At 71.7% G+C, this 13,281-nt stretch carries 14 protein-coding genes; 7 read left to right on the top strand and 7 right to left on the bottom strand.

Annotation, left to right across the window (positions count from 1 at the left end):
* The first annotated feature begins 12 nt into the window (after window positions 1-12).
* The 4 genes from ACFO0B_RS19155 to ACFO0B_RS19140 are packed head-to-tail and all read left to right on the top strand — an operon-like array spanning window position 13 to window position 3,222.
* On the top strand, window positions 13-444 hold the full coding sequence (locus ACFO0B_RS19155; protein WP_378613885.1) for a Zn-ribbon domain-containing OB-fold protein: 432 nt from the start codon (window positions 13-15) through the stop codon (window positions 442-444).
* Window positions 444-1,595 (top strand): thiolase family protein, encoded by a 1,152-nt coding sequence (locus tag ACFO0B_RS19150; protein ID WP_378613884.1) that lies wholly within the window; start codon window positions 444-446, stop codon window positions 1,593-1,595. The genes ACFO0B_RS19155 and ACFO0B_RS19150 overlap by 1 nt, the downstream gene beginning before the upstream one ends.
* A complete protein-coding gene (locus tag ACFO0B_RS19145) occupies window positions 1,595-2,428 on the top strand; it encodes an SDR family oxidoreductase (protein ID WP_378613883.1) in 834 nt (277 codons plus the stop codon). The genes ACFO0B_RS19150 and ACFO0B_RS19145 overlap by 1 nt, the downstream gene beginning before the upstream one ends.
* 2 nt (window positions 2,429-2,430) lie before the next feature.
* On the top strand, window positions 2,431-3,222 hold the full coding sequence (locus tag ACFO0B_RS19140; RefSeq protein WP_378613925.1) for an enoyl-CoA hydratase/isomerase family protein: 792 nt from the start codon (window positions 2,431-2,433) through the stop codon (window positions 3,220-3,222).
* A 76-nt stretch (window positions 3,223-3,298) separates the two neighbouring features.
* On the opposite strand, the gene ACFO0B_RS19135 is transcribed toward ACFO0B_RS19140, so the two are convergent.
* From ACFO0B_RS19135 to ACFO0B_RS19125, 3 genes are all read right to left on the bottom strand, one after another.
* Window positions 3,299-4,396 carry a TIGR03857 family LLM class F420-dependent oxidoreductase gene (locus ACFO0B_RS19135; RefSeq protein WP_378613882.1) on the bottom strand — a complete coding sequence of 366 codons (1,098 nt, stop codon included), beginning with the start codon at window positions 4,394-4,396 and terminating at the stop codon, window positions 3,299-3,301.
* Between the two features lie 17 nt (window positions 4,397-4,413).
* Window positions 4,414-5,211 (bottom strand): SDR family NAD(P)-dependent oxidoreductase, encoded by a 798-nt coding sequence (locus tag ACFO0B_RS19130; protein ID WP_378613881.1) that lies wholly within the window; start codon window positions 5,209-5,211, stop codon window positions 4,414-4,416.
* A 91-nt stretch (window positions 5,212-5,302) separates the two neighbouring features.
* Entirely contained in the window at window positions 5,303-6,406 is a 1,104-nt protein-coding gene (locus ACFO0B_RS19125) for a phosphotransferase family protein (protein ID WP_378613880.1), read from the bottom strand.
* 148 nt (window positions 6,407-6,554) lie between these two features.
* Between ACFO0B_RS19125 and ACFO0B_RS19120 the strand changes: the two genes are divergently transcribed.
* The 3 genes from ACFO0B_RS19120 to ACFO0B_RS19110 all read left to right on the top strand — a co-directional run bounded on the left by ACFO0B_RS19120 (window position 6,555) and on the right by ACFO0B_RS19110 (window position 9,077).
* On the top strand, window positions 6,555-7,178 hold the full coding sequence (locus ACFO0B_RS19120) for a hypothetical protein (RefSeq protein ID WP_378613879.1): 624 nt from the start codon (window positions 6,555-6,557) through the stop codon (window positions 7,176-7,178).
* 23 nt (window positions 7,179-7,201) lie between these two features.
* Window positions 7,202-7,903: a DUF3329 domain-containing protein gene (locus ACFO0B_RS19115; RefSeq protein ID WP_378613878.1), complete on the top strand. Its 702-nt coding sequence runs from the start codon at window positions 7,202-7,204 to the stop codon at window positions 7,901-7,903.
* A gap of 112 nt (window positions 7,904-8,015) precedes the next feature.
* Window positions 8,016-9,077 (top strand): porin PorA family protein, encoded by a 1,062-nt coding sequence (locus ACFO0B_RS19110; RefSeq protein WP_378613877.1) that lies wholly within the window; start codon window positions 8,016-8,018, stop codon window positions 9,075-9,077.
* Window positions 9,078-9,140: 63 nt separating this feature from the next.
* Here the strand turns inward: ACFO0B_RS19110 and ACFO0B_RS19105 are convergent, their stop codons facing one another.
* From ACFO0B_RS19105 to ACFO0B_RS19090, 4 genes are read right to left on the bottom strand one after another with little or no spacing between them, the layout of a single operon-like run.
* A complete protein-coding gene (locus tag ACFO0B_RS19105) occupies window positions 9,141-10,337 on the bottom strand; it encodes an acyl-CoA dehydrogenase family protein (RefSeq protein WP_378613924.1) in 1,197 nt (398 codons plus the stop codon).
* Entirely contained in the window at window positions 10,328-11,554 is a 1,227-nt protein-coding gene (locus ACFO0B_RS19100) for a CoA transferase (RefSeq protein ID WP_378613876.1), read from the bottom strand. The genes ACFO0B_RS19105 and ACFO0B_RS19100 overlap by 10 nt, the downstream gene beginning before the upstream one ends.
* Complete coding sequence (locus ACFO0B_RS19095; RefSeq protein WP_378613875.1) at window positions 11,551-12,003, bottom strand: MaoC family dehydratase; 453 nt, start codon at window positions 12,001-12,003, stop codon at window positions 11,551-11,553. The genes ACFO0B_RS19100 and ACFO0B_RS19095 overlap by 4 nt, the downstream gene beginning before the upstream one ends.
* Window position 12,004: 1 nt before the next feature.
* Window positions 12,005-13,216, bottom strand: a complete 1,212-nt coding sequence (locus ACFO0B_RS19090) for an acetyl-CoA C-acetyltransferase (RefSeq protein ID WP_378613874.1) — start codon at window positions 13,214-13,216, stop codon at window positions 12,005-12,007.
* Window positions 13,217-13,281: the final 65 nt, after the last annotated feature.

Genomic DNA, 13,281 nt, shown 5'->3' with positions numbered 1-13,281 from the left:
AGGAATCACACGATGCCGAGAATGATCGCACCGGATATCTCGACCTGGCCGGAGGAGGACTACCAGCTCGTCGGCGGGGCCTGCGCCGACTGCGCGGCGACCGTCTTCCCACTGCAGGAGCTGTGCCCGCGCTGCAGCAAGCCCGCGGTCGAGCGGATCACCCTGCCGCGCACCGGGACCCTGGTGGCCTGGACCACGCAGGGCTTCCTGCCGGGCGCCCCGTACCTCGGCGACGAGACGCAGCAGACCTTCGTCCCGTTCGGCGTCGGGCTGGTCCAGCTCGGCGACGTCATCCGGGTCGAGGGCAGGCTCACCGAGAACGACCCGAAGAAGCTCACCTTCGGGATGCCGGTCGCGCTGACCGCCGTCCACCTCGGCACCGACACCGCCGGTGACGAGGTGCTCACCTTCGCCTTCGAGCCGCTGTCGAGCAAGGAGTCCTGATGACCAACGAGGTAGCGATCATCGGCGTCGGGATGCACCCGTTCGGCCGCTTCGAGGGCAAGTCGGCCATGCAGATGGGCACCGACGCGATCCGGGCCGCGCTGGCCGACGCCGGGCTGGAGTGGAAGGACATGCAGTTCGCCGTCGGCGGCAGCTGGGAGGTCGCGAACCCGGACGCCATCGTCGGCATGATGGGGCTCACCGGCCTCCCGTTCACCAATGTCTTCAACGCCTGCGCGACCTCCGCGAGCGCCACCGAGGCCGTTGCCGATGCCATCCGGCTCGGCAAGTACGACGTCGGCATCGCGATCGGCATGGACAAGCACCCGCGCGGCGCCTTCACCGTCGACCCGACCCTGGTCGGGATGCCGAAGTGGTACGGCGAGAACGGCCAGTACCTGACCACCCAGTTCTTCGGCATGAAGGCCAACCGCTACCTGCACGACCACGGCATCTCGCAGCGCACCCTGGCCAAGGTGGCCGCGAAGAACTACCGCAACGGCGCGCTGAACCCGAACGCGTTCCGCCGCAAGCCGGTCGCCGAGGACGACATCCTGGCGGCACCCATGCTCAACTACCCGCTCACGCACTACATGTTCTGCGCCCCGGACGAGGGCGCCGCCGCGGTGATCATGTGCCGGGCCGACATCGCGCACCGCTTCTCCGCGCGCAAGCCGGTGTACGTGCGCGCCGTCGAGATCCGCACCCGCGCCTACGGTGCCTACGAGGTGAACACCACCTACGCGCCGGTCCAGGAGGAGGCCGCGCCGTCGGTGCACGCCGCGCGCGCGGCCTTCGAGGCCGCCGGGATCTCCCCGGCCGACATCGACGTCGCCCAGCTGCAGGACACCGACGCGGGCGCGGAGGTCATCCACATGGCCGAGGCCGGGCTCTGCGCGCACGGCGACCAGGAGAAGCTCATCGCCGAGGGCGCCACCGAGATCACCGGCTCGCTGCCGGTGAACACCGACGGCGGGCTCATCGCCAACGGCGAGCCGATCGGCGCCTCCGGGATGCGGCAGCTGCACGAGCTGGTGCACCAACTGCGCGGGACGGCGGGGGAGCGGCAGGTCGCCGGCGCGCCCAAGGCGGGGTTCGCCCTGCTCTACGGTGCGCCGGGCACCGCAGGCGCGACGATCGTCACCACCTGATGGGGTCACTCGCGGGCCGGACATTGATCATGTCCGGCGGCAGCCGCGGGATCGGGCTGGCGATCGCGCTGCGTGCGGCTGCCGACGGCGCGAACATCACGCTCATCGCCAAGACCGACGAGCCACATCCCAAGCTGCCTGGCACCATCCACACCGCGGGGGCCGAGATCGAGCGGGCGGGTGGGGCGGTGCTGAAGGTCGTCGGTGACATCCGCGACGACGACACCGTTGCCGTGGCGGTCGAGCAGACGGTCGAGCGGTTCGGCGGGATCGATCTGGTGGTGAACAATGCCTCCGCCATCGACCTCGCGGGGACCGAGGAGGTGCCGATGAAGCGGTACGACCTCATGCAGGACATCAACTGCCGGGGCACCTTCCTGCTGTCCAAGCTCGCGATTCCGGCGCTGCGGAAGTCCGCCGCCGCCGGGCGTGATCCGCAGGTACTCACGCTGTCGCCGCCGCTGAACCTCGATCCGCGCTGGGCGGGTTCGTGTCTCGCCTACACCATCGCCAAGTACGGGATGTCGCTGACGACGCTCGGCCTGGCGGAGGAGCTGCGCGGCGACGGGATCGGGGTGAACTCGCTGTGGCCGCGCACCACGATCGGCACCGCGGCCATCCGCAACCGGCCGGGGGGCGAGCAGCGGTTCGCCGCCTCGCGCACCCCCGAGATCTGCGCGGACGCCGCCTACCTGGTGCTCACCGCCCCGGCGACCACCACCGGCAACTTCTTCCTCGACGAGGAGGTGCTGCGCGCGCACGGGGTCACCGACCTGGATCGCTATCGGGTCACCCCCGGCGGCGGCCCGCTCACCGCGGACATGTTCCTGTGAGCGTGCTGCTGCGCTCCGACCGGGACGGGGTGCGCACGCTCACCCTGAACCGGCCGGAGCGGCGCAATGCCCTGAACCCGGAGCTGTGGGCGGCGCTGGCCGACGCGCTCCGGGAGGTCGCGCGGGACCGCACGGTGCGCGCGCTGGTGCTGACCGGGTCCGGCGGCGCCTTCTGCGCGGGCGCCGATGTGGTGAACAGCGACCCGTACGCGGCGCCGTTCGAGAAGTTGCGGGCGATCACCGACGTGGCCCAGCACCTGCACGAGCTGCCCATCCCGGCCCTCGCCAAGGTGCGCGGCGCCGCGGTCGGCGCGGGCTGGAATCTCGCGCTCGGCTGCGATTTCGTCATCGCCACCCCGGAGGCGCGCTTCGCGCAGATCTTCGCCAAGCGCGGGCTCTCCCTCGATTGCGGTGGCTCCTGGCTGCTGCCCAAACTCGTCGGGCTGCAACAGGCCAAGCGGCTGGCGCTACTGGCGGATACCGTCGATGCCGCGGAGGCTCATGCCCTCGGGCTGGTCACCTGGCTCACGCCGGAGGACGAGATCGACGACTTCACCGACGCCACGGCCGCGCGGCTGGCCGCCGGGCCGCCGGTGGCGCTGGCGCAGATCAAGGGGCTGCTCAACGAGGGGGCCGATCGGAGCATGCGGGAGGCGCTGGCCGGGGAGGCGCGGGCACAGTCCGTCGCCTTCGCCACCGCGGACGTGCCGGAGGCGTACGCGGCCTTCCGGGAGAAGCGGGATCCGGTGTTCACCGGAGAGTGGAACGTGCGCAGGCCCGAGTCCGAGGGGTGAGCGGCGACCGGCCCGGCTCCGGTGCGGCGGATCCGGGGCATGGCCGGATCCGCCGCACCGGGCTACGGGTCCGCGGCTATCGCGACGGGGCGTCGGTCCTTTCGGCAGCGGTCTCGGCGCCGGCGACCGTGGCGGGGTCACCCGCCCGGTAGGCCGCGACGATCGGGGCGAGCTCGTCGGCGGTCGCACCGTGCAGGATGACCCGGTCCGCGCCGTGCTCGAACTCGGCGCGGATGCGGGCGGCGCACTCCTCGGGGGTGCCGGTGGCGGCGTTCTCGGTCCAGGACGCGGGGAACAGCTCCTCGATGTGCCGCAGCTGCTCGTCGGTGGCGACGCGGTCGATCGCGCCGGGAATCGACTGCACGACCGAGTCCTCGCGGAATCGCTTCAGGACGGCCGGGTCCCAGTCGTTGGTGCGGACCATGAGGTCGCCGTAGCCCTGCAGGTAGGTGGCGAGCCGCCCGACCAGCCGCGCACGCCGCACCTCCTCGGGGAGGTGGTCGCCGATGGTCGCCAGGCACGACCACACCCGGACCTGGTCGGGGTCGCGGTCGGCGTCGACGGCCGCGCGCTTCACCGTGTCCGAACACCGGCGCAGTGTCCCGGGCCCGAAATAGGTGTGCAGCACGACATCATCGAAGGCCCGCCCGCCCAGCGCCAGGCTCTTCGGGCCGAAGGCGACCAGCCCGAGCGGGATCTCCTCCCGGAAGTTGCCGTCCAGGTAGAGCGTCCGGTATTGCCCGAGGGGACCGTCGTAGTCGCTGATCACCCCGCCGCTCCAGAGCGTGCGCATGACCCGCGCGAACTCCTCCATCTGCGCGGTGGTCACCGACGGAATGCCGAACAGGTCGTACAGCCCGGGCACCCCGCGGCCGATCCCGAGCGTGAACCGCCCGCCGGAGAGCCGGTGCAGGGTGGTCGCCCAGGAGGCGGTGATCAGCGGGTGCCTGGTGTTGTGGTTGGTCGCGGCGGTGGCGACGCGGAGTCGCGTGGTGGCCGCGCAGGCGGCGGTGCTGAGCGTGGCCGCCTCCTTGATGTTCCAGCGCTCGGAGACGAACGCTGTGCCGAAGCCGAGCTCCTCACCGCGCTTCGCTTCGTCGAGGACACCGGCGGGGCCGGCGCCGCCCGCCCCCGGCAGGAGGTAGTAGCCGAGTTCGTCGAGGATGCGGGTCATGGTGCACTCCGGGAAGGTCAGGTGAAGTCGGAACCGCCGTCGACGTTCACGTCGGCGCCGGTGGTGTAGGAATTGCGCCGCGAGGCGAGGAAGGTGGCGACCGGGGCGATCTCCTCGGGCCGCCCGGCGCGCGGCATGTGCGCGGGGTGGCCGAAGTGCTCGCCGATCGCCCGCATGAGTTCGTACGGATCGTCGGTGTGCACACCGGCCGAGCGCGCCCACTCCAGCAGCGCCGGGGTCACGAAGGTGCCGGGGGAGACCACGTTGACCAGGATCTCCTCCGGCGCCAGCAGCAGCGAGAGATTCTTGGAGATGCTGGTGACCATGGCCTTGGCGGCGGTGTAGGCCACCAGGTTCACGCTCTGGCGCTGGGTGGAGTGCGCGGAGAAGTTGACGATGCGCGCCCACTCGGCCCGGCGCAGCAGCGGCAGCGCGGCCTGCACGCAGTGCACCATCGACATCGCGCCGTGGTCGACGGCCTCGCGCCAGCTCTGCACGGTCAGCGCTTCGAAGCGGCCCTGCACATTCGGGCCCGCGGTATTGACCAGGGCGTTGAGGCCGCCGTCCCACCGCTCGCCCAGCTCGTCGAAGACCCGGCGCACGGCGGCGGGGTCGCAGGCGTCGGCGGCGATCCCGACCGCGTCCGGGCTGCCGCGCTCGGCCAGATCATGTGCCGCAGCCGCCACGTCCGCGGCGGTCCGGCCGACCACCGCGACCCGGGCGCCCTCGTCGGCCAGGCACTGCGCGGTGGCGAGCCCCATGCCGCGGCTGCCGCCGACCACGACCGCGGTCGCGTTCTCGAATCCCAGGTCCACGCTCGGCTTCTCCGATCGGTACCGCCCGCCCGACGAACCGGGCGCGGCCATTACCGTAAGGCTAACAGTAAGAATATCGGTTACGCGGGGGTCAGGCCGGAGCGGCGGCGGCTCGGATGAGTTCGAGGGTGCCGAGTTCGCGGATCGCGCGGCAGCTGCGGCGCAGCATCACCCGGAACAGGTCGTCGCCGCGGTCGGTGGTCGTCGCGAAGGCGGCGCCGAGCGCGATGATCAACGGCCCCTGCAGCATGCCGAGGCGGTAGTCGGCCAGGCAGGTCTTCAGGTCGTAGCCGGGCACGCCGTGCCGGAGCAGCTCGGCATGGTAGGCCGCGACCAGGCGCTGCTCGGCGTCGGCGCGCAGCTCGGGGTCGAGGCAGGTGCCGATGAAGTAGGCGAGGTCGCGCGCGGGTAGTCCGACGCCGAGGGTCTGCCAGTCCACGACGAAGAGCCGGTCGGCGTCGAGCAGCAGGTTGTCCAGCCGGTAGTCGCCGTGCATCAGCGCGTAGCGGCCGGTGTCGGTGAGCAGCCACGGCCCCATGAGCTCGAGCGCGAGCCGCAGGGTATCCCGGTCGGTGTCGTCCAGGAAGGGGCCGAAGCGCTCCAGGATCGCGGGGGCGACCATCTCGACGACCTGCCCGAGCCCGCCCGCCGCCGCCGAGTCGCCCGGCTTCGGCATGGAGCCGACGGGCAGTTCGAGCCAGGACGAATCGCACCAGGACGGGGCGTGCAGCCCGGCGAGGGCGGTCACGGCCCGGCGCGCGGTCTCCTCGTCGCAGCCGGCCAGCTGGTCGCCCTGGATCGCGGGGTCGAGGTCGTCGAGCAGCAACACGTACTCGGAGCCGTCCTCGTTGATCGCGCTGTAGTGACAGCGCGGCACCGGCACGCTGGTCCGGTGCGCCACGGCGGAGTAGAACTCGACCTCGGCCAGGTAGCCGAGCGTGACTCCGGCGCGCACCGACCCGTCCTGGGCGGGCAGCTTCGCCACGAAGCTGCGCGGCCGGTCGCACGGCGCCGCGTAGCCGACGGTGAGCCGATAGGTCGCACCGGTCTGACCGGTGCCGATCGGGGTCACGGCGACGCTGTCGACGGCGGCGGGCACCGGGCCGGAGAGCGCGGCGGCGAGCCACTCCGGGGTGAGCCCGTCCGGTCCGAGCGGTATCGCGAGGTCGTCCGTGCGGAGCTCTCGTGCGGTCATGGTCATCCTCCAGGGCAAAACTGTAACAGCAACGGTACAGGTTACCGTGGAGCGATCTGCCCCGGACCGGATCGGCGATCGGGACGCCCGAGCGGCTGAAACAGGTTATAGTTATGTCAACGGTAAGAGTCACTGTATAGTGACTGCCGTGCGCTCGGCCGTTGTCTCGTCCACGGTGGCGGGCGGCACCGACGAGCTGCGCGCGCTCGCGGCCGACAGCGCGCAGATGCTGCGCGGAGTCGAGGCCAAGACCGGCGGCTATGTCCGGTTGCTCGACACCGCGCCGGGCACGCTGGCCGCGGTGGACTCGGTGCTGAGCGACAACGGGGGCTCGATCGTCGAGCTGCTCACCGGGTTGTCCACGCTCGCCGAGATGACCAACCCCCGGGTGCCCGCGCTGCAGGAGTTCTTCTTCCCGACCCAGCGGGCGGGGTCCGCGCTGGACGCGCTGTCGATGGTGATCCGGGACGGCGGGATCTGGGGTTTGGTGAACCTCTATCCCCGCTACTCCTGCGACTACCAGGTGCCGCGGCACGCGCCGTCGGTGCCCGACTACCCCGAGCCCTACCTCTACACCGGGTGCCCGGCGAACGACCCCTCGATCCTGGTGCGCGGCGCGAACAATGCCCCGCGCCCGCCGGGCGCGGCGATTCCCGGGCTCGCCCCACCGGGCGCCGATCCGAACGCCACCACCGGTCCGGCCCCGATCGGGCCGTGGACGATCCCGCTGCCGATCGACGACACCCGCACCACCCTGCAGCCGCCCCGCTGAGTACCGACCACCGAGGAGTACCGATGTCGAAGAACACCAGTGCCGCCGACCCCGCCGGGACCGGCGTGATGCCCGAGCCCAAGGTCGTGCCCGAGACCGGCGTTGCGCCCGAGCCCAAGGTGGTGCCCGAGGCCGAGGTCGCGCCCGAGACCGGTATGACGCCTGAGCCCGGTGTGACGCCCGAGCCCGCGACACCGGAGTTCGTACTGCCGAGCAAGGCGAAGCTCGTGCTGATCGTGCTGGTGGCGACGGTGCGCCGCTTCGCCCTGCCGATCGTCGCGGCGGTGGCCGTCGCCGCGCTGGTGGCGGTCGTGATCCTGGCCTGGCAGCTGCAGCAGCAGCGCGACGTCGACAGTGCCTCCGCCGCGGCCCTGGATGCCGCCCGCGCCTACGGCACCACGCTGACCAGCGTGGACTCCAACAACCTCGACCAGGGCTTCGCCGCCGTCCTGGACGGCTCGACCGGCGAGTTCAAGGACATGTACTCCCGCTCCAGCGGCCAGCTCCGCCAGCTGCTGGTCGACAACAAGGCGACCGGGCAGGGCACCGTGCTCGACGCCGCGGTGAAATCGGCGACCGACACCGAGGTCGAGGTGCTGCTCTTCATCGACCAGACGGTGACCAATGCCGCCGCCCAGGATCCGAGGGTGGACCGCAGCCGGGTGGCCATGACGATGCAGCTGGTCGACGGCCGCCGGCTCGCCAGCCGCGTCTACCTGCCCTGATCCGGCAATCGAAAATACCGGCGGCGGAAAGTACTTCGTTTCCGGCCGGGAGCGCGACAGATGTGACTACGGTCGTAGCGCTCGTCATTGTCGAAATAGGGAGTGTCGTTCTGTGACACGCAAGATTCTCGTTTCCGCTCTCGCCGTTCTCGGTGTCCTACTCGTGGCCGCCGCCGTGCTCGCGCCCGGGCAACTACGGGACTCCGCCGTCCGGGTGCCCGGTGATTTCACGCAGGAGACCGTCTTGGCGGGAACCGCCAGCCTGCTCGACCGGTCCAGTGTGATGGTGCCGGGGCCGCTGAAGGTGGAGCAGGGAACCGAGATCCGGATCGATACCACCACCGCGGCCGAATCGCGCACCGAGGCCGACGATCTGGTGGTGCGCACCGAGGCCAAGGGCGTCACCGGTGCGGGCACCGAGTTCCACAGCGCCATCGATGTCGTGACCGTCGACCCGGGCACCCGGATCGCCGTGGCCGCACCGGAATCCACCATGCAGGCCCCCGCGGCCGCCACCGCCAAGCCGACGCCCGCGCGTACCGGGACCTACTGGACCTTCCCCGCCGACACCGCGCGCGCCGACCTCCCGTACTTCGACACCGCCACCCTGACCCCGGTGACCGCCAGGTACCTCGATGCCGACCGGGAGATCGAGGGGCAGCAGGTGCTGCACTTCCGCTTCGAGGTGCGCGACTACGACATGGCGGGCTCGCCCGCGAACAGCCAGCCCGCCCGGCTCCCGCTGCCCGCCGCCAAGTGGGGGCTGGCCGGCGACGAGGTGCTCACCATGAACCTGTACTACACGCTGGTGCAGGACATGTGGGTGGAGCCGGAGACCGGCAGCGTCCTGGACACCGTCGTCCAGCCCACCTCGTACTTCGCCGCCGCCCCCGGTGACCCGAACCAGGTCGTGGTGTACGCGGGCGAGCTGCGGTTCACCCCGGAGACGGTGACCGCGCTGGCGCGCTCCGCGCAGGACGGGCGGGACTCGCTCCGGCTGGTCTTCGTCTACGTACCGATCGGCATCGCGGTCGTCGGCGGGCTGCTGGTCCTGCTCGCCGCCTACCTCGCCGTGCGTGGCCGCCGCCGCCCCGGCACCGGCGGCGGAACCGCAGGCCCCGCTCCGGCCGCCGCCACGGAGGACCGGCCGGACCCCGTCACCACCGGTAGCTGATCCGGCGGCGCGGGAAGCGCCCTCGCGGCGGACGTCCGCGCTGCCCGGCCGGCTCCCCGCGGCTCAGAGCCGGTAGTCGGCGAGCACCCCGCGGGCGATGATCCGCTTCTGGATCTCGCTCGTCCCCTCACCGATGAGCAGGAACGGCGCCTCCCGCATGAGCCGCTCGATCTCGTACTCGCTGGAGTAGCCGTACCCCCCGTGAATGCGGAACCCCGCCTGCGTCACCTCGTTGCAGAACTCGCTGGCGAGGTACTTCGCCATTCCGGCGGCCACATCGCTGCGCTCCCCGGAGTCCTTGAGCCGGGCCGCGTTCACCATCATCAGGTGCGCGGCCTCCACCTTGGTCGCCATCTCGGCCAGGGAGAACTCGATGGCCTGGTGCTGCACGATGGGCTTGCCGAAGGCCGAGCGCTGCTGCGCATAGCGCGCCCCGAGCTCGAAGGCGCGAATGGCGATCCCGCAGGCGCGGGCGGCCACATTGACCCGCCCCACCTCGATACCGTCCATCATCTGCCGGAAGCCGTACCCCGGCGCCTCGCCGAGTACGGTGTCGGCGGCGGCGCGGTAGCCGTCGAGCAGTAGTTCGGTGGTGTCGATGCCCTTGTAGCCCATCTTGTGGATGCGGCCGGGAATGGTCAGCCCGGGCGCGATCTCGCCGAGCCCGGCCGGCTTCTCGATGAGGAACGCGGTGAGGTTGTCGTGCGGGCGCTCGGCGCCCTCGTCGGTACGCACCAGCACGGCGACCAGGGTGGCGGTGGAGCCGTTGGTGAGCCACATCTTGCGGCCGTCCAGGGTGTAGTCGCCGTCGGCGTCGCGCACGGCCCTGGTGCGGATTGCCGCCACGTCGGAGCCCAGTTCGGGCTCGGACATGGAGAAGGCGCCGCGCACCTCGCCGGTCGCCATCCGGGGCAGGAAGCGCTGCTTCTGCGCCTCCGTCCCGTGCCGCTGCAGCAGGTAGGCGACGATGAAGTGGGTATTGATCACCCCGGAGACGCTCATCCAGCCCCTGGCCAGCTCCTCCACGCACAGGGCGTAGGTGAGCAGCGATTCGCCGAGCCCGCCGTACTCCTCCGGGATCATGAGCCCGAACAGCCCGAGCTCGGCCATGCGGTCCACGATGGCCTGCGGGTAGGTGTCGGTGTGCTCGAGTTCCTGGGCGACCGGGATGATCTCCTTGTCCACGAAGGTGCGGACGGTGGCGAGGATATCGGTCTGGATATCGGTCAGGCCGTGGGTCTGCGCGAGTTTCACGAGGATTCCGTTCGATGGTCGGGGGCGAACTCGGCGCGCGGTTCCGTGCTCGGGGCGGCGCGGGGCAGCAGGTCGCCGTTGTCGGCGCCGAGGAGCGGTGCGGCGCGGGCCGGAGCGTGGGCACCGTCGATGAGCATGGGCGTGCCGGGGGCGGGCAGGTCGCCGATGCCGGGCTGGTGGACGGTGGTGAAGAGCGGATTGCCGGTGACCCGCGGGCTGTCCACCAGTTCGAGGAAGCTGCGATAGCGGTCCCACAGCAGCGAGGTGCCGCTCAGCTCCGCCTCGACCTCGGGACCGGTGCGCTCGCGGAACCAGGGGGTGAAGAGCCCGGTCAGTACGGCTCGGTGGCGGTAGCGGTCGCCTTCATCGGCGAAGTCGGCTTCCAGTGCTTTCGCCAGCGCGTCGATGGGGGCTTCGGTGCCGGTGAGGGTGACGAGGTCGGTGAAGTGCCTGGCGGTGAGCGCGACGACCATGAAGGTGGTGCCGTCGGCGGCGGTGAACGGGGCGCCGTACTGGCCGAAGAGGGCGTTGCCGATGCGCGGGCGGTCGGTGCGGTTCACCGCCGCCTCGGCGAGGAAGCCGAGGTGTCCGGCGATCGCCAGCGCCACGTTCTCCAGGGGGAGCACGATCCGGCTGCCTTCGCCGGTGGCATCGCGGTGGCGCACTGCGGCGGTGATGGCCAGCGCTGCGTAGAGCCCGCAGGCGACATCCCAGGCGGGCAGGACGTGGTTGACCGGTCCGCTGTGCTCCACCGGACCGGTGACGAGCGGGAAGCCGGTGGCCGCATTGACGGTGTAGTCGACGGCGGTGCCACCGTCGGCCCGGCCGGTGATCTCCAGGTGGATCAGATCCGCGCGCTGCGCCCGGAGCGCGTCGTAGCCGTGCCAGGGCCGGGCGGCGTTGGTGAGCACGATGCCGCTGCCCGCGGTGATCAGCCCGAGCACCGCGGCCCGGCCCTCCGGTGCGCGCAGGTCGACGGTGACCGAGCGCTTGCCCTTGTTCAGCCCGGTCCAGTACAGGCTCTCGCCTGCGTCGGTGCGCGGCCAGCGCCGGTAGTCGGGGCCGCCGCCGAGCGGGTCGATCCGGATCACCTCGGCACCGAGCTGGGCCAGGGTGAGCCCGGCCAGCGGGGCCGCGACGAAGCTGGAGATCTCCACGATCCGCAGCCCCGACAGCGGGGCCGCGGCAACCCCGTCGCCGTCCCGTGGTGCGCCACCGCTCACAGCAGCACCAGGGTTCGGGTCTCCGCGACGCAGGCCGGTTTGGCGTTGCCCTCGTTCTCGACCGTCCAGCGGAGGGTGAGCATCACCCGTCCCTCCCCGGCCTCGACCTCGGTGACGACCGCCGACGCCCGGATGCGGGTGCCCGCCCGCACCGGCGCCGGGAAGCGGACGCTGTTGCTGCCGTAATTGATGCGCGCACTGCCGAATTGCAGCGAGAACAGGTCGCGCCCGAGCAGCGGCAGCAGCGAGAGCGTGAGGTACCCGTGCGCGATGGTGCCGCCGTAGGGGCCGGTGGCCGCGCGGACGGGGTCGACGTGGATCCACTGGTCGTCGCCGGTGGCGGCGGCGAAGGTGTCGATCCGGTCCTGGTCGACGGTCAGCCACTCGCCGGGGCCGATGACCGTCCCGACGGCGCCGCGCAGCGTGTCGAGCGAACGAAAAACCCGCATGTCAGGCCACTTTCTCGAAGACGGCGGCGAGCCCCTGCCCGCCGCCGATGCACATGGTCTCCAGCCCGTACCGCAGGTCGCGGCGGTGCAGTTCGCGGGCCAGGGTGGCCAGCATGCGGGTGCCGGTGGCGCCGACCGGGTGCCCGAGCGAGATGCCGGAGCCGTGCACGTTGACCCGCTCCAGGTCGGTCGCGCCGAACTCCCACTCGCGCAGCACCGCCAGCGCCTGGGCGGCGAAGGCCTCGTTCAGCTCGATCAGGTCGATATCGGTCAGGGTGAGGCCCAGCTGCGCGAGCGCGGCGCCGGTGGCAGGCACCGGGCCGATGCCCATGAGGCTCGGCTCCACCCCGGCCACCGCCCAGGCGGCGAGCCGCACCAGCGGGGTCAGCCCCAGCCGGTCGGCGGCGGCGCGGGTGGTGACCAGGCAGACCGCGGCGGCGTCGTTCTGGCCGCTCGAATTGCCCGCGGTCACCGTGGAGTCCGGGTCGATCTTCGCCCGCACCGGCTTCAGCTTCGCCAGCGCCTCCAGGGTGGTGTCGGCGCGCGGATGCTCGTCGGTGTCGACGAACGCCTCGCCGGAGCGAGTGCGGATCGGGGTCGGCACGATCTGCTCGGCGGCTGCGCCGGACTCGATGGCGGCGACGGCATTGCGGTGCGAGCGCAGCGCCAGCGCGTCCTGCTCTGCACGTGGAATGGCGTACTTGCGGCGCAGGTTCTCCGCGGTCTCCAGCATCCCGCCGGGCACCGGATGGTGCTTGCCGCCCGCGGTCTCCCGCGCCCGGACCAGCCCGTCGTGCATGGTGACGCCGCTGCGGGCGGCGCCCCACCGAATGTCGGTGGAGTAGAACGGGACATTGCTCATGCTCTCCGCGCCGCCCGCGACCACCACCTCGTTGGCGCCGCTGCCCACCTGCAGCACCGCCTGGATCACCGACTGCAGCCCGGAACCGCAGCGCCGGTCCAGCTGCATGCCGCCGACCGTCACCGGCAGCCCGGCGTCCAGGGCGACCACCCGGCCGAGCGCGGGTGCCTCGCTGTTCGGATTGCAGTTGCCCAGGATCACGTCCTCGATCAGCTCCGGCGCCACACCGGTGCGATCGAGGAGTCCGCGCAGTGCGACCACGCCGAGCTCGGTGGCGGTGAGGGAGGCGAGCGCGCCGCCGTAGCGGCCCACGGGGGTGCGGACGGGTTCGCAGATGACGACATCACGCATGGTTCTTCGGCTCCGGGGTCGGGAATGCGGCGGTGAGCACCGAGTGGGTAACGGTGGTGCCGGTG

The organism is Nocardia jiangsuensis (assembly GCF_042650385.1).
Taxonomy (GTDB): Bacteria; Actinomycetota; Actinomycetes; order Mycobacteriales; family Mycobacteriaceae; genus Nocardia; species Nocardia jiangsuensis.
Note: the sequence above shows the minus strand (reverse complement) of the source record. Positions and strands in the feature narration are given on the sequence as shown.